General features: G+C 65.1%; 21 protein-coding genes and 1 tRNA gene. 11 read left to right on the top strand and 11 right to left on the bottom strand.

Features of this window, described 5'->3' with window-relative positions; genetic code table 11:
• Positions 1-90: 90 nt before the first annotated feature.
• Positions 91-444, bottom strand: a complete 354-nt coding sequence (locus JQ627_RS19245; RefSeq protein WP_212485720.1) for a glyoxalase/bleomycin resistance/extradiol dioxygenase family protein — start codon at positions 442-444, stop codon at positions 91-93.
• A 142-nt stretch (positions 445-586) separates the two neighbouring features.
• Between JQ627_RS19245 and JQ627_RS19240 the strand changes: the two genes are divergently transcribed.
• The 3 genes from JQ627_RS19240 to JQ627_RS19230 all read left to right on the top strand — a co-directional run bounded on the left by JQ627_RS19240 (position 587) and on the right by JQ627_RS19230 (position 2,382).
• A tRNA-Arg gene (locus JQ627_RS19240) sits at positions 587-663 on the top strand.
• A gap of 126 nt (positions 664-789) precedes the next feature.
• On the top strand, positions 790-1,929 hold the full coding sequence (locus JQ627_RS19235; RefSeq protein ID WP_212485719.1) for an amidohydrolase/deacetylase family metallohydrolase: 1,140 nt from the start codon (positions 790-792) through the stop codon (positions 1,927-1,929).
• A 132-nt stretch (positions 1,930-2,061) separates the two neighbouring features.
• Positions 2,062-2,382 carry a LysR substrate-binding domain-containing protein gene (locus JQ627_RS19230; protein WP_249143187.1) on the top strand — a complete coding sequence of 107 codons (321 nt, stop codon included), beginning with the start codon at positions 2,062-2,064 and terminating at the stop codon, positions 2,380-2,382.
• Between the two features lie 5 nt (positions 2,383-2,387).
• Here the strand turns inward: JQ627_RS19230 and JQ627_RS19225 are convergent, their stop codons facing one another.
• Positions 2,388-3,533 carry an acyl-CoA dehydrogenase family protein gene (locus tag JQ627_RS19225; protein WP_212485808.1) on the bottom strand — a complete coding sequence of 382 codons (1,146 nt, stop codon included), beginning with the start codon at positions 3,531-3,533 and terminating at the stop codon, positions 2,388-2,390.
• A 126-nt stretch (positions 3,534-3,659) separates the two neighbouring features.
• Between JQ627_RS19225 and JQ627_RS19220 the strand changes: the two genes are divergently transcribed.
• On the top strand, positions 3,660-4,337 hold the full coding sequence (locus tag JQ627_RS19220; RefSeq protein ID WP_212485718.1) for an alpha/beta family hydrolase: 678 nt from the start codon (positions 3,660-3,662) through the stop codon (positions 4,335-4,337).
• Positions 4,338-4,340: 3 nt separating this feature from the next.
• On the opposite strand, the gene JQ627_RS19215 is transcribed toward JQ627_RS19220, so the two are convergent.
• The gene (locus JQ627_RS19215) at positions 4,341-5,315 is read right to left on the bottom strand and encodes a ketopantoate reductase family protein (protein ID WP_212485717.1); all 975 of its coding nucleotides are present in this window, start codon (positions 5,313-5,315) and stop codon (positions 4,341-4,343) included.
• Between the two features lie 168 nt (positions 5,316-5,483).
• Here JQ627_RS19215 and JQ627_RS19210 point away from each other — a divergent pair, with 168 nt between their 5' ends.
• Complete coding sequence (locus tag JQ627_RS19210; protein WP_212485716.1) at positions 5,484-6,287, top strand: enoyl-CoA hydratase-related protein; 804 nt, start codon at positions 5,484-5,486, stop codon at positions 6,285-6,287.
• A 3-nt stretch (positions 6,288-6,290) separates the two neighbouring features.
• On the opposite strand, the gene JQ627_RS19205 is transcribed toward JQ627_RS19210, so the two are convergent.
• Both JQ627_RS19205 and JQ627_RS19200 read right to left on the bottom strand, forming a co-directional pair.
• Positions 6,291-6,563: a hypothetical protein gene (locus JQ627_RS19205; protein WP_212485715.1), complete on the bottom strand. Its 273-nt coding sequence runs from the start codon at positions 6,561-6,563 to the stop codon at positions 6,291-6,293.
• Between the two features lie 67 nt (positions 6,564-6,630).
• Positions 6,631-7,515, bottom strand: a complete 885-nt coding sequence (locus JQ627_RS19200; protein ID WP_212485714.1) for a LysR family transcriptional regulator — start codon at positions 7,513-7,515, stop codon at positions 6,631-6,633.
• A 113-nt stretch (positions 7,516-7,628) separates the two neighbouring features.
• Between JQ627_RS19200 and JQ627_RS19195 the strand changes: the two genes are divergently transcribed.
• The 4 genes from JQ627_RS19195 to JQ627_RS19180 all read left to right on the top strand — a co-directional run bounded on the left by JQ627_RS19195 (position 7,629) and on the right by JQ627_RS19180 (position 11,809).
• Positions 7,629-8,996 (top strand): FAD-dependent oxidoreductase, encoded by a 1,368-nt coding sequence (locus JQ627_RS19195; protein WP_212485713.1) that lies wholly within the window; start codon positions 7,629-7,631, stop codon positions 8,994-8,996.
• 45 nt (positions 8,997-9,041) lie between these two features.
• Positions 9,042-10,046, top strand: a complete 1,005-nt coding sequence (locus JQ627_RS19190) for an ABC transporter substrate-binding protein (protein WP_212485712.1) — start codon at positions 9,042-9,044, stop codon at positions 10,044-10,046.
• 172 nt (positions 10,047-10,218) lie between these two features.
• Complete coding sequence (locus JQ627_RS19185; protein ID WP_212485807.1) at positions 10,219-10,992, top strand: ABC transporter ATP-binding protein; 774 nt, start codon at positions 10,219-10,221, stop codon at positions 10,990-10,992.
• A complete protein-coding gene (locus JQ627_RS19180; protein WP_212485711.1) occupies positions 10,985-11,809 on the top strand; it encodes an ABC transporter permease in 825 nt (274 codons plus the stop codon). The genes JQ627_RS19185 and JQ627_RS19180 overlap by 8 nt, the downstream gene beginning before the upstream one ends.
• Before the next feature lie 121 nt (positions 11,810-11,930).
• Here the strand turns inward: JQ627_RS19180 and gtdA are convergent, their stop codons facing one another.
• Positions 11,931-12,971 carry a gentisate 1,2-dioxygenase gene (gene gtdA / locus JQ627_RS19175; protein ID WP_212485710.1) on the bottom strand — a complete coding sequence of 347 codons (1,041 nt, stop codon included), beginning with the start codon at positions 12,969-12,971 and terminating at the stop codon, positions 11,931-11,933.
• A 92-nt stretch (positions 12,972-13,063) separates the two neighbouring features.
• On the opposite strand from gtdA, the gene maiA reads away from it, so the two are divergent.
• Together maiA and JQ627_RS19165 are read left to right on the top strand one after the other, a co-directional pair.
• Entirely contained in the window at positions 13,064-13,696 is a 633-nt protein-coding gene (maiA, locus tag JQ627_RS19170; RefSeq protein WP_212485709.1) for a maleylacetoacetate isomerase, read from the top strand.
• Positions 13,686-14,198, top strand: a complete 513-nt coding sequence (locus JQ627_RS19165) for a MarR family winged helix-turn-helix transcriptional regulator (protein WP_212485708.1) — start codon at positions 13,686-13,688, stop codon at positions 14,196-14,198. Before maiA ends, JQ627_RS19165 begins: the two co-directional genes overlap by 11 nt.
• Positions 14,199-14,336: 138 nt before the next feature.
• Here the strand turns inward: JQ627_RS19165 and JQ627_RS19160 are convergent, their stop codons facing one another.
• From JQ627_RS19160 to JQ627_RS19140, 5 genes are all read right to left on the bottom strand, one after another.
• Positions 14,337-15,950 carry a benzoate-CoA ligase family protein gene (locus tag JQ627_RS19160; protein WP_212485707.1) on the bottom strand — a complete coding sequence of 538 codons (1,614 nt, stop codon included), beginning with the start codon at positions 15,948-15,950 and terminating at the stop codon, positions 14,337-14,339.
• On the bottom strand, positions 15,947-17,086 hold the full coding sequence (locus tag JQ627_RS19155; protein ID WP_212485706.1) for an FAD-dependent monooxygenase: 1,140 nt from the start codon (positions 17,084-17,086) through the stop codon (positions 15,947-15,949). Before JQ627_RS19155 ends, JQ627_RS19160 begins: the two co-directional genes overlap by 4 nt.
• 188 nt (positions 17,087-17,274) lie before the next feature.
• Positions 17,275-17,490, bottom strand: a complete 216-nt coding sequence (locus JQ627_RS19150) for a hypothetical protein (RefSeq protein ID WP_212485705.1) — start codon at positions 17,488-17,490, stop codon at positions 17,275-17,277.
• A 126-nt stretch (positions 17,491-17,616) separates the two neighbouring features.
• Positions 17,617-18,426, bottom strand: a complete 810-nt coding sequence (locus JQ627_RS19145; RefSeq protein ID WP_212485704.1) for a cysteine rich repeat-containing protein — start codon at positions 18,424-18,426, stop codon at positions 17,617-17,619.
• 260 nt (positions 18,427-18,686) lie between these two features.
• The gene (locus JQ627_RS19140; protein WP_212485703.1) at positions 18,687-19,688 is read right to left on the bottom strand and encodes an NADP-dependent oxidoreductase; all 1,002 of its coding nucleotides are present in this window, start codon (positions 19,686-19,688) and stop codon (positions 18,687-18,689) included.
• Positions 19,689-19,895: the final 207 nt, after the last annotated feature.

Here is a 19,895-nt window from a genome sequence, read left to right as displayed (position 1 = left end):
TAGAACTTGAGGAACGCGTGCCGAGTTTGCCACGGCGGCTGAGACAGCGCTACTCGCGCGTTGGAGCGTCAGCAGATGCGACTTATTCGGTCATGACAACGGCCGTGCGAAACTGAGCTCATGGCCGTCGGAGTCGGTGAGATGGAAGTAGCGCTCACCCCATTCGGCATCGCGCGGCGTAGTCGATGGCTGCCACCCGGCAACGCGCGCCTGCGCGTAGGTCTCGTCGACATCGGCCACGTAGAAGATGACGCGGCCCCACCAGGACCAGCGCTTGTCTTCCGGCTGCGCAGTCAGGTTGAGATAGCCGGTGCCGGCGCGAAAGCTCGTGAATGCGGCGGTTTCGCCGCCATACAGGAGCTCGAACCCCAGCGACCGGTAGAAGTGCACGGCGCGCCCCATGTCATGCGTGCCGAGCGTGATGGCGCTGATGCTTTCGATCATGTGAGCTGCTCCGCCGAGATTGACCTGGTCGCGATTGTACAGCCGCCTTGTTCAGGTTGACGATGATCCGGCCCGCCTTGCGGCTGGCGAACCGTATCCTGCTCTGCTATGAGGGGGCCGAACCCGTACCCACGGGTTCCGCGGTCCCGTAGCTCAGCCGGATAGAGCGGCGGTTTCCTAAACCGTAGGTCGGATGTTCGAGTCATCCCGGGATCGCCAATTTGTCATGGGCCATCGTCGTTGTTGGCCAAGCCCCTCGGCGCAAAAATTGCTAGAAGCAACGGGCTTCCTTCCTGGCCTGGCCTAGATGCCGGCCTCGCCTCGCTGCCCTATCCGGAGATGATGATGCCTTTCGACTTGATCCTGCGCGGCGGGCGGGTGATCGACCCTTCCCAGAAGCTCGATGCCGTGACCGATGTCGCCTTTTCCGGCGGCAAGGTGGCGGCGGTCGGGACCGGGCTCAAGGCCGATCCGGGCACCGATGTGCGCGACGTCTCGCAGCTCATCGTGACGCCGGGGCTGATCGATCTGCATACCCATGTCTATTGGGGCGGTACCTCGCTCGGCATCGACGCCGAGGAATTCTGCCGCCTTTCGGGCGTCACGACGGCGGTCGATACCGGCAGCGCCGGCCCCGGCAATTTCGCCGGCTTCCGCAAGCATGTGATCGAGCCGAGCCAGGTGCGCATCCTCGCCTATCTGCACGTCTCGCATGCCGGCATCTTCGGCTTCTCACACCGGATCATGGTCGGCGAGAGCGAGGAGTTGCGGCTGATGAATCCGATCGAGGCGGCCAAGGTGGCCGATGCCAACCGCGACCTCATCGTCGGCATCAAGGTGCGCGTGGGGCTGCACTCCTCGGGCACGTCGGGGATCGTGCCGCTCGACATCGCGCTCGAGGTCGCGAACGAGGTCGGCATGCCCCTGATGGCGCATATCGACCATCCGCCGCCGAGCTATGAGGACGTGCTGGCGCGCCTGCGCCCCGGCGACGTGCTGACCCATGCGTTCCGGCCCTTCCCCAACACGCCCGCGACCGCGCAAGGCACCGTGAAGCGTGCGGTGCTGGACGCGCGCGAGCGCGGCGTGCTGTTCGACATCGGCCACGGCAAGGGCTCGTTCGCGTTCAAGACGGCGCGCGCGATGCTCGCCAACGGCTTCTATCCGGACACGATTTCCTCCGACATCCACCAGCTCTGCATCGACGGGCCGGCCTTCGACCAGGTCACGACCATGTCGAAATTCCTGTGCATGGGCATGTCGCTGTCCGACGTCGTCGCGGCCTCGACCGTGAACGCGGCGATGGCGCTGCGGCGCCCCGAACTCGGCAGCCTCAAGCCGGGCAGCGTCGGCGACGCCACGCTGATCTCGGTCAGGCAAGGCCAGTTCGACTATGAAGACGTCGTCGGCGAGCACCTGATCGGCGATCGCAAGATCGCCTCGGAAGGCGTCGTCATCGGCGGCCGGTGGTGGCATCCGAATTAAGCAGCGCTAGCTCTGCTCGCGATAGAATTGCAGCAGGCGCGCGCCCGAGGGTCCCTTCCACATGGTCGCAACACGCGCCTATCTCGACCGGCGGGACGCGCGACCAAACTGGCCGACCTCGCCGGCCAGGCATTGCTGCATTACGCGCTTTATCCGGGCGAGAGCTTCTCCTTCACGGGCGAGCACGGCACCGAAACCGTCAAGCTCAATCCGGTGCTGCGCAGCGGCAACGAAACGCTGCTGCACATGGCTGCGCTTGAAGGCATGGGTCTCGCCTTCCTGCCGAAATGGCTTGTCACCGAGGACATCGCCGCCGGACGGCTCGAGCACGTCATGCCCGGGCACGTCATCTTCGAGGGAAAGCTGTTCGCGGTCTATCCGAGCCGCAAATACCTCTCCGCGAAGGTGCGGACCTTCATCGACTTCGTCGCGGCCGACAGGCGGATGAAGTAGCTGCGCTACAGCGACCTTGCGATCAACAGCTTCATGATCTCGTTGGTGCCGCCATAGATCTTCTGGATGCGGGAATCGATGAAGATGCGCGAGATCGGATATTCCTGCATGTAGCCATAGCCGCCGAACAGCTGGAGGCATTCGTCGGCGGTCTGGACCTGCTTGTCCGAGCACCAGTATTTCGCCATCGACGCCGTGACGGTGTCGAGGTCTTTTGCGATCAGCCGCTCGATGCACCAGTCGACGAAGACGCGCGCGATCATCGCTTCGGTCTTGCGCTCGGCGAGCGTGAAGGCGGTGTTCTGGAAATCCATCAGCGGTTTGCCGAACGCCTTCCGTTCCTTGGTGTAATCGGTGGTGAGTTTTACGGCGCGTTCCATCGACGCGACGGCGCCGACGGCGAGCGACAGCCGCTCTTGCGGTAGCTGCTGCATGAGCTGCACGAAGCCCTGGCCTTCCTCGTTGCCGAGCAGGTTTTCCGGCGGCACCGTGACGTTGTCGAAGAACAGCTCGGAGGTATCGGAGGCATGCAGGCCGATCTTGTCGAGGTTGCGCCCGCGCTTGTAGCCCTCCGCGCCTGATGTCTCGACCACGATCAGCGAAATGCCCTTGGCGCCGGCGTCGCCGGTGCGCGCGACCACGATGACGAGATCGGCGGCCTGGCCGTTGGTGATGAAAGTCTTCTGGCCGTTGATGACGTAGGAATTGCCCTGCTTCTTCGCGGTGGTCTTCACGGCTTGCAAATCCGAGCCGGTGCCGGGCTCGGTCATGGCGATGGCGCCAACCATCTCGCCCGAGGCCATCTTCGGCAGCCAGCGCTTCTTCTGCTCCTCCGAGCCGTAGTTGAGGATGTAGTGCGCGACGATGGCGCTGTGCACCGAGACGCCGGTCGTCAGCTCCGGCACCGTGCTTTCGAGGTCGTCGAGCACGGCGGCGTCATAGGCGAAGGTGGCGCCGAGGCCGCCATATTCCTCCGGCACGCTCGCCAGCAGCGCGCCCATCTCGCCGAGCCCGCGCCAGGCGAAGCGGTCGACCATCTTCTGCTCGCGCCACTTCTCGGCATGCGGCGCCAGATCCTTGGCGAGATATTTCCGGAACTGGTCGCGGAAGATTTCGAGCTCTTCGGTCATCCAGGAGGAGCGGTAGGACATGGTCACCTCGGTCAATGCGGCTTTCCAGCTTGGTAGGCTGGTCGGTGGCGGCAATTATTGTGTTTTCAGGCTGCGCCGGTGACGCTACCAAGGCGGCCGGAAACGCATCTGTCGGGATGGCTGATTGTGGCGACCAAAACTCAAGAGCTCAAGCTCGACATCGAGCGCATCGGCACGGTCTCGGCGATCCTGACGCAGCCGGATAATGCCCGCGCCTGCTACGTGCTCGCGCATGGTGCGGGCGCAGGCATGCGGCATGCATCCATGGACAGGATTGCGGCGGGTCTTGCCGATCGCGGCATCGCGACGTTTCGCTTCAATTTTCCTTACATGGAGAAAAAGCAGGGCCGTCCCGACCAGCCAGCGGTCGCGCACGCAGCGACCCGCGCGGCGGTCGCGGAGGCGGCGCGGCTGTGTCCCGGGTTGAAACTGGTCGCAGGCGGAAAATCGTTCGGCGGGCGCATGACCTCGCAGGCGCAGTCGAAGACTCCGCTACCTGATGTCAAAGGGCTCGCCTTCCTCGGCTTTCCCCTGCATGCGGACAAGAAGCCATCGGCGGAGCGCGCCCAGCACCTTGCCCATGTCGAGATTCCCATGCTGTTCCTGCAAGGCACGCGCGACGGGCTCGCCGATCTCGGCCTCCTCAGGCCCGTGATCGATGCGCTCGGGGCGAGGGCGACGCTGCATAAGGTCGAAGGCGGCGATCACTCCTTCGCAGTGCTGAAAAAGTCTGGCCGAACGAATGAAGAGGCGCTGACAGAGGTGCTGGACACGCTCGCGGCCTGGATCGACCAACTTGCCTGAAGCTCAGGCCGAATAAAGCCCCTTGTCGCGCGCCTTCTGGATCGCGAGCGCGGCGATCAGGTCGAGCGTCGGCGTCGACAGGCCGGCGGTGCGGGCGAAGGCGGCGGGCGCCTTCACCAGCACGTCGATCTCCATGGCGCGGCCGAGCTCGTAATCCTGGAGCAGCGATGGCTTGTGATTGGGGGCGGGGCCGCTGCGTGTCACGCGCTTGACCTCGGGGATGAAGTGCTGCGCGATGTCGTTGGCCTCGTTCAGCATGCGCGGAATGACCTCGGCAAAGGCCGGGTCGTCGCGCACGCCGCGCGCGGTCTGGCCGGTGAGCAGGCACAGCACCGACAATGACATGTTGGTCAGAAGCTTTGACCAGATCGCCTCGCGGATCTCCGCCACCGGCGGCGATTCCAGCCGCGCATCGTTGAGCACGCCGCGAAGCCTGGTGATACGTTCGCAATTGCGATCGTCGCATTCGCCGATCAGCAGGCGGTTGCGATCCGGCGTCAGGTTCTGCACCACGCCGGGCGCGGTCACCTCGTTGGAGGAGAAGACGACGCCGCCGACGATCCGCTCTTTCGGGATGCATGCGCGCAAGCGCCCGCCGGGATCGAGGAAGGAAATGTCAGGCGGCGTCGGATGCCGCGGCGGCAGGCCGATGCCGTACCACCAGGGAATACCGTTCTGCGCAAAGACGATCGCGGTGTCGTCCTGGAGCAGCGGTTTTATGCTGGCGACCAGTCCCGTAAGTGCGGTCGCTTTGAGCGTGCTGATCACAACGTCCTGCGGGCCGAGCTGGGCCGGATCGCCGGAGGCGTTCACCTTGGCGGTGACCTCGGAATCGCCGACGCGCAGCTTGAGGCCATTGGCGCGGACCGCCTCGAGATGCGCCCCCCGCATCACGCACGAGACCTCGTGGCCGGCACGCGCCAGCCGAACCGCAATATGGCTGCCGACGGCGCCCGCGCCGAAAATGCAGATGCGCATGGTGTGATGTCCCGTCCCTGATCCTTGGATGTGCCCGCCTGCAGCATGACACAAGCCGCCATGCGATGGACGCGGCCGCCCTACGCCGGAAAGATATGGATCGGAACGAGCGGCCTCGGTCATAGTGCAGGGCAAACAAATGGCAAACAAACGACCGGAGGATCGCCGATGACTGACAGCCCCGTCCTGTGGACCCTGGATGCGCGTGGGGTTGCGACCGTCACGTTGAACCGGCCCGAAGTGAACAATGCCTATGACGGTGCATTGATCGCAGGCGTGCTTGCGGCCATGGACGATCTCGGCAGGAAGTCCAACCTTCGCGTCGTCGTGCTCCGGGGCAATGGCAAGCATTTTCAGGCCGGCGCCGACCTCAAATGGATCAACGGCGTAAGGCCGCAATCGGCCGAGGCCAACGAGGCGGCGTCGCGTGCGACCTTCGAGGCCGTGCAGCGGCTCAACACGCTGCCGATCCCGACGATCGCGCTGGTGCAGGGCGGCTGCTTTGGCGGCGGCACCGGCGTGATCGCGGCCTGCGACGTCGTGATCGCGGCGGACAATGCGCTGTTCTCCATCACGGAGGTGCGCTGGGGCCTGACGGCGGCCATCATCATCCCGCAGCTTTGCGATGCCATTAGTGTACGGCAGGTCCGCCGCTACGCGCTGACAGGTGAACGTTTCGGCGCCGAGGACGCCCGGCGCATTGGTCTCGTGCATGAGGTGGTGCCGCTCGCCGATCTCGAAGCCGCCGGCGCCAAGGTCGTCGAGCAATTGCTCGCCAACGGGCCGGAGGCGATGGCCGAGACCAAGCGGCTCGCGCTGGAAAGCTCGTTCGGCGGGATGGCGGTGGACGATGCCGCTTACACGCGGCTCGTGCACCTGCATTCGCTCAAGCGCCAGAGCGCGGAGGCGGCGGAAGGGCTGGCATCATTCGCCGAGAAGCGGGCGGCGAATTGGGGGGGCGGCAAGAGCTGAACGTCAGCAGCCGCGGCAGATGTTATTGATGCTGCGATAGACGGCGTCGTCGTCCTGCCGCATCTGGCGGAGCGATTGCAACGTATTGCTCTCGTCGGCCGGCGCGGCGGGCTTGCGCTTGGCCGCGAGTTCTTCTTCCTGTCGCTTGTAGCAGGCTTCGCGATCGGGCTTGGCCTGGATGAAGCGGCAACTTTGCTCCACGGCCGAGACGGGGGTGGCTGAGATCGCGAAAGCGGTCAGGGCGGCGAAAGCGAATTTCAAAATAATCGAATCCATCCGAGCCCTTCTCTCAGGTCCTCGTTGCGAGAGCAACTGCCATGTTGTGACAAGCGCGCGACACGGCCTACAGCGACGGCGCGAGCGACGTCTTGAGCAAAGTGAGCAGCGCTTGCACCGCGGCGGCGTTGCGCCGCCGCTCGGGGATCGCGGCCTTCACCCACAGCTCGGGAATTGGAAAGGCGCGCAGCACCGGCTTGAGCGTACCGTCGCGCAAGGCATCCGCGACGAGATAGTGAGAGATCAGCGCGATGCCGTTGCCGGTGATCGCGCTGCGCGCCAGCACATGGCCCTCGTTGGAGGAGAGCAGCGGGCTGACCTGGATGCTGATGCGCCCGCGCGGCCCATCGAAGATCCATTCGGGGCCGGTCGGCAGAAAGCTGAGGCAGCGATGCTCGACGAGGTCGCGCGGATGCTTTGGCGCGCCGTGCTTCCTCAAATAGGCAGGTGAGGCGCAGAGCAGCCGTTTCAGCGGGCACAGCGGCTCGTCGACCACGCCGCCGAACGAATGCGGGAAGGCGCCGATGGCGATGTCGAAGCCTTCGGTGACGGGATCGACCGGGCGGTCGATCAGCACGATCTCGAGTTTCAATCGCGGGTTCTTGGTCTGGAATGCGCTGAACACGTCCGCGAGCCGCGCCACCGTGAGCGAGGTCGGTGCCTTGATGCGGAGGTGATCGACGAGATCGTGGCCCTTCTCGCCCATGCGCGAGAGCAGGTCGGTGGCGTCGGTGACGACACTGCGGGCGCGATGCACGTAGCGCTGGCCGGCTTCCGTCAGGCGCAATTGCCGGGTCGAGCGATGAAACAGCGGCGTGCCGATCCGCGTCTCCAATTGTGTGACGCGCTTGGCCACGACCGAGGTCGAGACATTGAGCTTTCGCGCGGCGGCGGAGAACCCGGCCGCATCCGCGGTGGCGAGGAAGGCCTGAAGGTTCACCAGGATGTCCATGTCGACCTTTCTCGATTCGCGAAAGCTGATCGCGTATTTTGGTGGATTGTAGCTTTATGCGCGTTAATTCATAGTCGCCTCCAAGCAAAGGATTATTGGGAGCAGGACGCGCCATGCGGGCCATGATGATCGAAGAACCGGCACGACAGGTGCCGCTCTATGGCGAATATGAAGTCGTCGTGCTCGGCGGCGGCCCCGCCGGCATCGTGGCGGCGGCTTCCGCGGCGCGCGCCGGGCGGCGGACGCTGCTGATCGAGCGCTACGGCTTCCTCGGCGGCATGGGCACGGCTGCGGGCGTCACCAATTTCTGCGGCCTGCATGGCAATGTCTACGGTCAGGCCCACCGTCTGGTGCAGGGCATGGCGTCCGAGCTGCTGGCGCGGATCGATCATTTGAACGGCCTCAATGCGCCGCATCTGATCCTCGGCAAGGTCTTTGCCCAGGCCTATGACACCGCGGCCTACAAGATCGCCGCTGACGAGCTGCTCGCAAGCCACAAAGTGCACATCCTGTTCCATGCGCTCGGCGCCGGCGTCGTAATGGGCGATAACAGCCGCATCGACGCGCTGCTGGTCGAGACCAAGGCCGGACGGCAGGCGGTCCGCGCCGAGATCTTCATCGATTGCTCCGGCGACGGCGACCTCGCGGTCTGGGCCGGAGCGCCCTTCGAGGTCGGCGACGAGCACGGCCATCCGATGTACCCCTCGATGATGCTTCGTCTCAACGGCATCGATCCCGAGAAGGCCGGCGATGCCTGGCGGACCATCCCGCAATTGATGGAGAAGGCGCTCGCTGCCGGCACCCACACCTTCCCGCGCAAGAGCGCGATCGTGCGTCCGCAGAAATCAGGCATCGAATGGCGGGTGAATTTCACGCAAGTGGCGCGTGAGGACGGCCATGCCATCAACGGCGTCGAGCCCGACGACCTCACCCGCGGCGAGATCGAGGGCCGCAAGCAGGCGCTGGCCGCATTCGAGTTCCTGCGCAGCACCGTGCCGGGCTTTGAAAAGTCCTACATCGTCGACCTGCCGCCGCAGCTCGGCATCCGCGAGACCCGCCGCATCAGGGGCGGATACCAGCTCAGCGGCGAGGACGTGCTTGGTTGCGCCTCGTTCGCGGATTCCATCGGCGTCAATGGCTGGCCGATCGAGGCCCATGTTCCCGGCGACGTCGTCTTCACCTTCCCGCCAATCCCGGAATCGCGCGGCTATAACGAGCTGCCTTACCGGATGCTGGTGCCCGAGGGCGTGGACAATCTGCTGGTCGCCGGCCGCTGCGCCTCAATGACCCATGAGGGCCAGTCGGCGGCGCGGGTCTCCGGTGCCTGTTTCGTGATGGGCGAGGCGGCCGGTTCCGCCGCAGCGCTCGCGCTGTCCGGAAACCGGATCCCGCGTGACATCCCGGTTGAAAAATTGCAGGAAACGTTGAAACAACAGGGCGCCTTCATCGGGCGGGACCAGCCCGTGCCTGAAGGTTTGTGACGGTTGTAACAGAACGACCGAGAGAACGACGACGGAGGAAACGGGATGATCGGGATTGCGCGGCTCGCAGTAGCTGGCCTGATGGCGATCACTGCGATGGGCACGGCCCGGGCCGAAGACGCGCTGAAGGCCAGGGTCGGCGTGCTCCGCCTGTCGTCGTCCGCGCCCGTCTTCATTGCGCAGGACAAGGGCTATTTCCGCGAGGCCGGCCTCGACGTCGAGCTGAAGTTCTTCGATGCGGCGCAGCCGATCGCGGTCGCGACGACCTCAGGCGACGTCGATTTCGGTGTCACCGCCTTCACGGCGGGTCTCTACAATCTCGCCGGCAAAGGCACGCTGAAAGTGATCGGCGGCATGAGCCGCGAGAAGGCCGGTTATCCCCTGATAGGTTATTTCGCCAGCAACAACGCCTATGCTGCCGGGCTGAAGACGCCGAAGGACCTCGCGGGCAAGCGTGTGGCGGTGACGCAGGTCGGATCGAGCTTTCACTATTCGCTGGGGCTGCTCGCCGACAAATACGGCTTCAAGCTCGCGGACGTGAAGATCGTGCCGCTGCAATCGCTGTCGAACGCCGCCGCCGCGCTGAAGGGCGAAACCGTGGATGCGGCGCTGCTGCCGATCTCCACCGCGCGAAAGCTGATGGACGAGGGCGGCGCGAAGTTCTTGGGTTGGGTCGGCGACGAGACGCCGTGGCAGCTCGGCGCAGTTTTCGCCTCGCCGAAGACGCTGACCAACAAGGTGCTGGTGACAAAGTTTCTCGGCGTGCTCGCGAAAGCCGATCGCGAGTATCACGACGTCATCCTTGCCGCGATGAAGGACGGCGTCGCGCCGATCAACGAGCAGACCAGGCCGCTGCTGGAGATCATCGCAAAATACACCAATTTGCCGGTCGAGCAGGTGGTCGGCAATTGCGCCTATATCGATCCCGACGGCAAGCTCGACGTCAAGAACGTCGACAACCAGATCAAATGGCTCCAGGAGCAGGGCTTCGCGGACAAGGGCTTTGATGTGAACACGATCATCGCCAAGGACCATGTGAAGGCGGATTGATGCTGCGAGTCCCTCTCTCACCCCGTCATCCTGAGGTGCTCGCGCAGCGAGCCTCGAAGGATGCACGGCCCGGATGCAGCGGGGCCGCTCATCCTTCGAGGCTCCCATCGCGATGCATTTGCATCGCAATGCTCGCACCTCAGGATGACGGATGGAGAGTGAAAGGTATCTCATGGACCTGATCGCCAACCACATCAGCCATCGCTTCGGCGATCTCGCCGTGCTCGACGATGTCTCGTTCACCGTCAGCGCCGGCGAGGTGGTGGCGATCGTCGGGCCGTCGGGCTGCGGCAAGAGCACGCTGCTGTCGATCCTCGGCGGGCTGTTGCAGCCGACCTCGGGCGCGCCCGAGCTGCGCGGCGCGCCGCCGGCGGACAGCCTCAATCCGCTGACCTTCGTGTTCCAGGATTTCGCGTTGCTGCCCTGGGCGACGGTCGAGGAGAATGTCGAATTCCCGCTGCTGCATACCCAGCTCTCGGCCGCGCAGCGCCGCGCGCTGGTCGACGACGCCCTGCGCCGCACCGGGCTGACCGACTTCCGCACAACATATCCAAAGCAGCTCTCCGGAGGCATGCGTCAACGAGTCGGCATTTCGCGCGCGCTCGCGGTCAAGCCCGCCATTCTCCTGATGGACGAGCCGCTGTCGGCGCTGGATTCGCAGACGCGCGAGCTGTTGATGGAGGACTTCGTCCACCTGCTCGCCGATGGCGGCATGGGCGCGGTCTATGTCACCCACAATCTCGAGGAGGCCGCACGGCTCGCCGATCGCATCGTGGTGCTGTCGCGGCGGCCGGGCCGCATTCGCGAGGTCGTCACCGTGCCGATGACGCGGGCGGCGCGCGGCGAGACGGCCGCGCGTGAAAAGCTGTTGGCGCTCCAGAACCAGATCTGGTCGCTGATCCGTAACGAGGCGATCGATGCCGAGCGCGAGGTCCAGCATGCTTGATCGCGCGCCGGCGGAAGGGTCTGCGAAGAATGAGCCGGCCCGGCGCGTCCGCTTCCGTGGCGCGGGCTTCGTGCCCGCCAGCAGCCGCTTCGGCGGCTGGATCGCGCTCGCCCTCGTCATCGCGATCTGGCAGGCCGCCGGCAGCGCCGGGCTCGTCAATCCGCTGTTCCTGCCGGCGCCGGCCGCGATCGCGCGGGCGATCTACGAACTCGCGGTCTCGGGCGCGCTCTGGCATCATCTCTCGGCCTCGTTGCTGCGCATCGGCGTCGGCTGGCTGCTCGGCACCGCGGCCGGCGTCGCCGTCGGCTTTGCCATCGGCCTGTCGCGGCTGGCGCGCAGCGTCGGCATCACCTTCATTTCGGCGCTGTTCCCGATCCCGAAGATCGCGCTGCTGCCATTGCTCATTCTCTGGCTCGGCATCGGCGAAGAGCCGAAGATCGCGACCATTGCGTTAGGTGTGTTCTTCTCGACCGCGATCTCGGTCTATAGCGGCGTCGATGCGGTGCCGCGCAACCTCATCCGCATGGCGCAAAGCTTCAACGTTCCCTTTGCCACCATCGTGCGCAAGGTGATCTGGCCCGGCGCGCTGCCCGCGATCCTCGCCGGCTTCCGCATCACGGCGTCGGTCGCGCTGCTGCTCGTCGTCAGCGCCGAGATGATCGGCGCGCAATACGGCATCGGCGCGTTCGTGCTCCAGGCCGGCAATCTGATGCAGACGGATCAGCTGCTTGCCGGCGTGGTGATCCTGTCGGTGTTCGGGCTGGCAGTGGGGAAGGTGATCGGCTGGCTAGAGACAAGGTTGCTGCACTGGCGGTAGCCACGATCGCCGCGGCCGTAGGGTGGGCAAAGCGAAAGTGCCCACCATCTCTTTCATCAGTCGCTGAAATGTGGTGGGCACGGCGCAAGGGCGCCTTTGCCCACCCTACGAGACCGGCAGCTCACGCGTTCCCGCGATCTTCCCGGAACAGATCCAGCTTCTGCTGCACCGGGCGATCCGAGAAGCTGAACAGCACGGCGTCGTCGTCGGCCTCGTGCGTCACCCACTGCCAGCTTGGCACCACGAACAGATCGCGTGGGCCCCATTCGAAAACGGCGTCGCCAATGCGGCTGCGTCCCTTGCCCTCGATCGGACAGAACACGGTCGCGTCCGTCGAACGGTAGCGTGCGGTCTTGAAACCCTTCGGCAGCAACTGGATGAAGGTGCCGATGGTCGGCATGGCGAACTCGCCGGTCTCGGGGTTGCTGAATTTCAGCTTCAATCCGTGGCAGGCGTCCCACTCCTGGCTCGCGCGGGCTTTCTCCAGCGCCTCGCGGGTGTAGGCATAGGGATAGCTGAAGATCGGCGAGGTCTTGGACGATCGCTTCCCGTCGACCGGCAGCAAATTGTGGCCGTAGCGGGCAAAGCTGTCGCCGGCAGGCTTTGTGATCGTCTGCTGGTCCTCCTTCGATCCTTCCGCAAATGAGCAGTCGAAGAACTGCACCAGGGGAATGTCGAGGCCGTCGAGCCAGAACATCGGCTCGCTGGTCTCGTTGGAATGATCGTGCCAGGTCATCGACGGCGTGATGATGAAGTCGCCGGGCTCCATCGCGGTACGCTCGCCGTCGACCGCGGTGTGGGCGCCCTTGCCTTCGAGCACGAAGCGCAGCGCCGACTGGCTGTGCCGGTGTGCGGGCGCGACGTCGCCGGGCACCACCATCTGCACGCCGGCATAGAGCGAGGTCGTGATTTTCGACTGGCCGCGCAGGCCGGGGTTCTCAAGCACCAGCACGCGCCGTTCAGCCTCCTTGGCGGTGATGAGCTTGCCGGCCTCGGTCATGTAGTCGCGGATAACGTCGAACTTCCAGAGATGCGGGCGGCAGGCGCTCTTCGGCTCCGGCGTGATCAAATCGCTCATCACCGTCCACAGCGCGGTGAGGTTTTCGCCGTCGATCTTCCGGTAGAACGCCTCGCGTTCCGGCGTCTTGGTCACGGCTTCCATGGTGCGGCTCCCGTTCGTTTTGTTGATTGACAGTATACTGATGATCTAGGTAGCGTCAACGTGACGAACAAGAACGAAACGGGAGGGTTCCGATGAAGCTGCACGGCTATTTCCGCTCCAGCGCCGCCTACCGCGTGCGGATCGCGCTGAACCTCAAGGGCATCAGTGCCGCGCACCTGCCGCATCATCTTCGCAAGGGCGAGCAATGTGCACCCGCCTATCTCGCCATCAATCCGCAAGGGCTGGTGCCGACGCTGGAGAACGATGCGGGAGCGGTACTGACCCAATCGGTCGCCATCATCGAATGGCTCGACGAGACGCATCCCAATCCGCCACTGCTGCCGAAGGATTCGCTGCGGCGCGCGAAGGTGAGGGCGTTCGCGCTGGCGATCGCCTGCGACACCCACCCGGTGCAGAACCTGAAGGTGCTGGCGCGGCTGCGCGAGCTTGGGCTCGCCGAGGAGAAGGTCCAGGACTGGGCGGCCTGGGTTAATCGTGAAGGACTGTCGGCGTGCGAGACGCTGATCAAGGACGAGGCGGGGCCGTTCTGCTTCGGCGATGCGCCGACGCTCGCCGATCTCTGTCTCGTGCCGCAGCTCGCCAACGCCCGCCGCTTCGGCGTCGACGTCGCCGCCTATCCGCGCCTGCTCAAGGCGGAAGCCGCCGCCAAGGCGCTACCGGCCTTCGCCAATGCGGCCCCGGAGAAGCAGCCCGATGCCGAGTAAACCCGCCCCTCCGATCACGATCGACGCGGTCTATGCCGCGCCGGGCTATCTGTTCCGGCGCATGCAGCAGATCGCAGTCTCGATCTTCATGGAGGAGTGCAAGGCGTTCGATCTCACGCCGGTGCAATATGCGGCGCTGATCGCGATCCACACCCATCCCGGCATCGACGCGACACGGCTGTCGGCGGTGATCGCCTTCGACCGCTCCACGCTCGGCAGCGTGATCGAGCGGCTGCAGGCCAAGGATTTTATCGAGCGCAAGCCGGCGCCCGAAGACAAGCGCATCAAGCTGCTCTATCTGACGAAATCAGGCGCCGCGATCCTGCGCGAGATCATCCCGGCTGTCGAGCGCGCCCAGGCGCGGATGCTGGAGCCGCTGAAACCCGCCGACCGCAAGGCGCTGATGGGGCTCCTGGTGCAGCTCGTCGATCTCAACAACGAGGCGTCGCGGGTGCCGCTGCGCGCCGAGGACGCGCTGGAGCATCTGGGGAAGGGTGGGTGAGGGGGCCTGCTCTTGCAGCACCAACGGCGTCATTCCCCGCGAAAGCGGGGAATCCAGTACGCCGCGGCTCCTCGGTTCAATCACAACCACCTCTGGAATACTGGATCGCCCGGTCAGGCCGGGCGATGACAGCGGTGGTCACATCCGCAACAACGCCTGCCGGTCAATCTTCCCCGTTCCCGTCTTCGGCAGCTCGTCGATGAAAATCACCTCGCGCGGATATTTGTACGGCAGCAGCTTGCCCTTGACGTAATCCTGCAGCCGCCGCGTCGCCTCATTCTGATCGGTCGCCCGGTTGTTCATCACCACCACCGCCTTCAGCGTCATGCGCCGGTCCGGCAGCTCGGCGGCGAACACGGCGCATTCGCGGATGTCGGGGTGGTCGGCGAGGCACAGCTCGACCTCGAGCGGGTAGACCCATTGGCCGGAGATCTTGATGAGGTCGTCGGCACGGCCGCGGAAGAAGTGGAAGCCGTCGGCATCGCGGACGAAACGGTCGCCGGTGTAGATCCAACCGCCCTCGCGGATAGTCTCGGCGGATTTGTCCGGCCGGTTCCAGTACAGCGGCGTGTTGGAATCGCCGCGCACCCACAGGATGCCTTCCTCGTCGTCGGCGACGTCGCGGCCGTCCTTGTCGCGCAGCGCGACCTCGTAGCCGGGCACGCGCAGGCCGGCGGCGCCCAGCTTCTTCTGCTCGGGGCGGTTGGAGAGATAGATGTGCAGCACCTCGGTCGAGCCGAGGCCTTCGACGATCTCGAGGCCGGTGAGCGTCTTCCAGCCGTTGAAGACTTCGGCCGAGAGCACCTCGGCCGCCGAGAGCGACATCCGCAGCGACGCGAAATCCGCCGTGTCGGCGCCTTCGGCCTTTGTCAGTGAGGTGTACAGCGTCGGCAGGCCGAAGAAGACCGTCGGCTTGTATTGTCCGATCGCGGCGAAGATCGCCGCGGGCCTGGGCTGGCCCGGCAGGAGCAGCGTTGCGGCACCCGCGGAGAACGGGAAGGTGACGGAGTTGCCGAAACCGTAGGCGAAGAATATCTTCGGCACCGAGAAGCAGATGTCGCCGGGCGTCAGCTTCAACACATTCTGCGCAAAGGCGGCATCGCTGTAGGCCATGTCGTGCTGGAGATGCACGATGCCCTTGGGCCGGCCGGTCGAGCCGGAGGAGTACATCCAGAACGCCATCTCGTCGCGATGGGTATCCGTTTCCGCGAGCTCGGCCGGGAACTGCGCGAGCCAGCCCGGCGCCGCGATCGCCGCAGGCGCGGCGTGGTCGCGCGCTTGCCCGTTGACGACGATCAGCGTGCGCAGGCCGGTCGCCTTGCAGGCCTCCGCATCGAAGCGCGTCGCGAATTCGGCATCCGCCACCGCAACCGCCGCTCCGGAATCGGCGAGATAGAATTGCAGAAGGTCCGGCGGTGTCAGCGTGTTGATCAGGAGCGGAACGAAGCCGGCGCGCACCGCGCCGAAGAATGCGGCCGGATAGGCCGGAGTATCGTCGAGGAACAGCAGCACGCGGTCGCCGCGCTTCAGGCCGAGCGACGCGAACCCGTTGCCCCAGCGGCAAGCGTCCGCGCAAAGCTCGGCATAGCTGCGCGTCCCTGCGGGCCCGATCAGGGCGGGCTTGTCGCCGCGGCCCTTGGCAAGCTGGTCGAACAGCACGCGGCTGGCATTGTATGTTTGCGGAATGGCAAAGCCGATTTCGCGTGCGCCCGGGCCGTCGGCGGGCACCTGGTCGCGGATCCCGCTGCTCATGCGGCATCTCCGCCGTTCTTCTCGGCCTCGTAGCGCATCATGAAGGCGGGCGACATCGCGCGCAGCCGGGGGTCGTCGATGCGGCCGGAGCGGGTGATGTAGCTGTAGGCGAAGTCCATCAGGCCGAGCTGCATGTGGTGGGCAAAGTTCTCGTACCAGGAGGCCGAGGTGCGCGCGGCATCGACGAGCTTCTGCACCACCGGTTTTCGCGCGGCCTGGTAACGGTGCAGCGCGGTCGAAAGATGCGCATCCGATTCCAGCGCCTTGACCAGCGCAATGGCGTCCTCGATCGCGAGCCGCGTCCCCGAGCCGATGGAGAAATGCGCCGAGTGCAGGGCGTCGCCGATGAGCACCATGTTCTTGAACGACCAGTGCTCGTTCCAGACCCAGGGAAAGTTGCGCCAGACCGACTTGTTGGAGACCAGACAGTGGCCGCCCAGCGTGTCGGCAAAGACCTCCTCGCAGACGCCCTTGGACTGCTCGGCATCCTTGTAGGCGAAGCCATAGGCCTGCCATGTCGCGTGGTCGCACTCGACCAGGAAGGTGCTCATGGTCGGGGAGTAGCGGTAGTGATGGGCATTGAAGGCGCCGCGGTCGGTCCTCACGAAGGTCTGCGACAGCGTGTCGAAGCGCTTCGAGGTGCCGTACCAGACGAACTTGTTGGAAGAGTAGGACAGCGACGTCCCGAAATCGCCCTCATAGGCGCGCCGCACCAGCGAATTCAGCCCGTCGGCGGCGACGATCAGGTCGTGGCCGTTGAGCTGGTCGATGGCGAGAATCTGCGTATCGAAGCGCGGCGTGACGCCGGCGTCGAGCGCGCGCTGCTGCAGAAACTGCAACAGCTCCAGCCTGCCGATCGAGGAGAAGCCGACGCCGTCGATGGCGACGCTGTCGCCGTGAAGGTTGAGCGTGATGTTCTCCCAGTTCTCCATATGCGGAGCGATCGCATCGACCGTTTCGGGGTCGTCGGCGCGCAGGAATTCCAGGGCCTGATCGGAGAATACGACACCAAAGCCCCAGGTCGCGTCGGCCGGGTTCTGTTCGAACAGGTCGACTTGATCCTCGGGGTGACGCTTCTTCCAGAGATAGGCGAAGTAGAGCCCACCGGGCCCCCCGCCAATCACGGCGATCCGCAACGTCTGCCTCCCTGATTGACAGTATACTTACTATCTAGGGGTAGACTAATGTGCTCCGGCCGTCCACGCCAGCGGAATTATCGAAGGCGAGGCGCATCGAAGGTGACTTCCGGACAGGCGTCTGGCACGCATCCGGAGCAGTGACGTTGCGAAGCATAGCCAAACCGTGCGGGCTTGGCCATCCGGGGTCAAACGCAGCGCTTCACGTAGACGCCGTTCACCAGCACCCTGGTACAGCGGACCACTGGAACCGGCTTGCGGACCACGACGGCCGCATTTGGCCCGGCACAGCCGGCACGGTAGACGCCGCGGGCGCACACCACCGCGTTGGCATCGGTGGCCTCAAAGGTCATGCTCGCGCCGAAGGCGAGGAGCGCGGAAGCGATGAGCAGAAGCGAACGCATGTCTTCCTCCCGGACTTGTCGTGATCGAAATCGGATGCTTGCAAAGGATTTGTCGCGGCAGGTGCGCGAGAATTCATTGCGCGCGCTGCCGGTCGGGTCGCGCCTTTTGGCGCGCGATCGTGCCGCCTATCGCGCCGCGAATGGCGCCAGCACGTCCTTGCACGCGGGCGACAGCGATGCGGCATTGCTGGAGATGCATTGCACGATGCGGCCGCCACCGGGCGCAACGCCGGCGCACAGCGTGCGGACGTCGGCGCCGCAGGCGGAGCGGACGATGAACAGCTCTTCGCGCGGCCGCAGCGGGCGCAGAACGATCACGGCTGGCGCGGCCGCCGGTGCCGCTGCCGCTGTCGCTGCGCCCGCGGGCGCCGCCGTTGCTGCTGCGCTGCCGCCATCGGCCGCGGCAGTCACGGCCTTCTCGCAGGCCGGCGAAACCTTGGCCTTGTTCTTCTCCAGGCATTCGAGGGCGGGGGCGCCGCCCGGCGGCACGCTGGCGCACACCTTGGGATAATCGGCGCGGCACGCGCTCTTGACCGCAGCAATCTGCGCGCCGCTCGGCTGCTTTGCCGCTGCGGCTTTCGGAGCCGCGGCGGCGGCCGGCTTCGGCCCGGCAGCGGGAGTTGCTTCGGTCTTTGCCGGTTCAGACTTGGTTGGCGCAGCTTCAGTCTTCGGTGCCGCAGCGGGCTCGACCGCGCGAACCGCGGTCTGGCATCCCGATGACAGGCTGGACATGTTCTTCTGGAGACATTGATACGCTTCCACGCCGCCGGGCGTGACGCTCGAGCAGTGCGCCATGAAGTCCGAGCGGCATGCGGAGCGGATGGCGCTCTTCTGAGCCTCGGTCGGAGCTTGGGCGAATGCGCCTGTTGCAGTTGCGAAGAGCGCTGCCGCCAACAATGCCGCGCGCGTTGATGCATGTTTCAACGTGTTGAACATCTGAGTGATTTCCTGCCCTGTCGGTAACGCCGACGATTCTTAAATGTAATGCAATCGCAATCGTCGCGAGTGATGCCTCGCGAGGGGTATCTTTGGCTGCTTTGACCTCTACCGCAAGTCAATTATGCGGGCGCAATTGCGACGCAACTAGAGCATGATCCGAACCCGAAGGGCCGCGTTGGCGCAAAGTGCGCAGCGATTTTCCCTCGCGACAAACGCGGAATGCGTTCGCGCGGAGATCATGCTTGAGCAATATCTCGTCAGAGCTTGACCATGCGCTTGCCGCGATTCTCTCCCGCAAGCAATCCGATCAGCGCCTTCGGCGTGTTCTCCAGTCCGTCGATGATGTCTTCCTGCACCTTCAGCTTGCCGGATGTGACCCAGCCCTGGAGGTCGGCGAGCGCGCGCTGGCTCTCCTTCATGTAGTCCATCACGATGAAGCCCTGCATGACGAGCCGCTTCACCACGATCAGGCCGGGCACGCCGCGCGGGCCGTGCGCGGCAGGCGCGCCGTCATATTGCGAGATCGCACCGCAGCAGGCGATGCGGCCGTAATTGTTCATCTGCGGCAGGCAGGCTTCCAGAATGTCGCCGCCGACATTGTCGAAATAGACGTCGATGCCTTTTGGTGCGGCCGCGCGCAGGGCCTTGAACACCGCGCCGTCCTTGTAGTCGACGGCCGCGTCGAAGCCGAGCTCGGAGGTCAGCCAGGTGCACTTGTCTGCGCCGCCGGCAATGCCGATCACGTGACATCCTTTGATCTTGGCGATCTGCCCGACGATCGAGCCGACCGAGCCTGCGGCGGCCGAGACGACGACCGTCTCGCCCCCCTTGGGCTTGCCGACCTCGAGCAGGCCGAAATAGGCGGTGAGGCCGGCGATGCCGAACACGCTGAGCAGATGCGTGAGCGGTTCGAGCTTCGGCATCTTGGTGAGATGCTTTGCCGGCACGGCGGCAAACTCCTGCCAGCCGGTGTCGCCGAACACGATGTCGCCCGGCGCAAGCCCCGGCGCCTTCGAGCTGACGACCTCGGCGATGCCGCCGCCGGCCATCACGCTGTTGGCTTCGACGGCCGAACGATAAGTCGCGCCGTGCATCCAGGCGCGATTGGCCGCGTCGAGCGAGATGTAACGCACCCGCAGCAAGGCCTCGCCGTCCTTCGGCTCCGGCATCGCACCCTCGACCATCTTGAAGTGCTCGGCACCGAGCTTGCCGCTGGGCTTTTCGACCAGAAGAATCTGGCGATTGATGCTGCTGCTCATGGCGATTCCTCTTTGTTTGCTTGTCGATTATTGATGCAGTCGCCGCAAAGAAAACGTGCAGGCCGCATTCGTTGTGCGCTGCATGAAGGCTAGATCGCGCCGACCCGTTTCGCAACGGGAACATCCGGCCACCGCACGCGCACGCCAAGCGTGTTGCGTCGTCGTCATATCTGCGACATCATGAAGCGCCGGTGTAGTTGGGGGTAA

Origin of the sequence: Bradyrhizobium liaoningense (assembly GCF_018130785.1) — a bacterium.
In the GTDB taxonomy this organism is placed as follows: domain Bacteria; phylum Pseudomonadota; class Alphaproteobacteria; order Rhizobiales; family Xanthobacteraceae; genus Bradyrhizobium; species Bradyrhizobium liaoningense_A.
Note: the sequence above shows the minus strand (reverse complement) of the source record. Positions and strands in the feature narration are given on the sequence as shown.

What these genes read in the sequence shown, in the direction of transcription:
- JQ627_RS19245 (WP_212485720.1), bottom strand. Translation starts at nt 444, where the DNA reads ATGATCGAAAGCATCAGCGCCATCACGCTCGGCACGCATGACATGGGG.
- JQ627_RS19235 (WP_212485719.1), top strand. Translation starts at nt 790, where the DNA reads ATGCCTTTCGACTTGATCCTGCGCGGCGGGCGGGTGATCGACCCTTCC.
- JQ627_RS19225 (WP_212485808.1), bottom strand. Translation starts at nt 3,533, where the DNA reads ATGTCCTACCGCTCCTCCTGGATGACCGAAGAGCTCGAAATCTTCCGC.
- JQ627_RS19215 (WP_212485717.1), bottom strand. Translation starts at nt 5,315, where the DNA reads ATGCGCATCTGCATTTTCGGCGCGGGCGCCGTCGGCAGCCATATTGCG.
- JQ627_RS19210 (WP_212485716.1), top strand. Translation starts at nt 5,484, where the DNA reads ATGACTGACAGCCCCGTCCTGTGGACCCTGGATGCGCGTGGGGTTGCG.
- JQ627_RS19205 (WP_212485715.1), bottom strand. Translation starts at nt 6,563, where the DNA reads ATGGATTCGATTATTTTGAAATTCGCTTTCGCCGCCCTGACCGCTTTC.
- JQ627_RS19200 (WP_212485714.1), bottom strand. Translation starts at nt 7,515, where the DNA reads ATGGACATCCTGGTGAACCTTCAGGCCTTCCTCGCCACCGCGGATGCG.
- JQ627_RS19195 (WP_212485713.1), top strand. Translation starts at nt 7,629, where the DNA reads ATGCGGGCCATGATGATCGAAGAACCGGCACGACAGGTGCCGCTCTAT.
- JQ627_RS19190 (WP_212485712.1), top strand. Translation starts at nt 9,042, where the DNA reads ATGATCGGGATTGCGCGGCTCGCAGTAGCTGGCCTGATGGCGATCACT.
- JQ627_RS19185 (WP_212485807.1), top strand. Translation starts at nt 10,219, where the DNA reads ATGGACCTGATCGCCAACCACATCAGCCATCGCTTCGGCGATCTCGCC.
- JQ627_RS19180 (WP_212485711.1), top strand. Translation starts at nt 10,985, where the DNA reads ATGCTTGATCGCGCGCCGGCGGAAGGGTCTGCGAAGAATGAGCCGGCC.
- gtdA (WP_212485710.1), bottom strand. Translation starts at nt 12,971, where the DNA reads ATGGAAGCCGTGACCAAGACGCCGGAACGCGAGGCGTTCTACCGGAAG.
- maiA (WP_212485709.1), top strand. Translation starts at nt 13,064, where the DNA reads ATGAAGCTGCACGGCTATTTCCGCTCCAGCGCCGCCTACCGCGTGCGG.
- JQ627_RS19165 (WP_212485708.1), top strand. Translation starts at nt 13,686, where the DNA reads ATGCCGAGTAAACCCGCCCCTCCGATCACGATCGACGCGGTCTATGCC.
- JQ627_RS19160 (WP_212485707.1), bottom strand. Translation starts at nt 15,950, where the DNA reads ATGAGCAGCGGGATCCGCGACCAGGTGCCCGCCGACGGCCCGGGCGCA.
- JQ627_RS19150 (WP_212485705.1), bottom strand. Translation starts at nt 17,490, where the DNA reads ATGCGTTCGCTTCTGCTCATCGCTTCCGCGCTCCTCGCCTTCGGCGCG.
- JQ627_RS19145 (WP_212485704.1), bottom strand. Translation starts at nt 18,426, where the DNA reads ATGTTCAACACGTTGAAACATGCATCAACGCGCGCGGCATTGTTGGCG.
- JQ627_RS19140 (WP_212485703.1), bottom strand. Translation starts at nt 19,688, where the DNA reads ATGAGCAGCAGCATCAATCGCCAGATTCTTCTGGTCGAAAAGCCCAGC.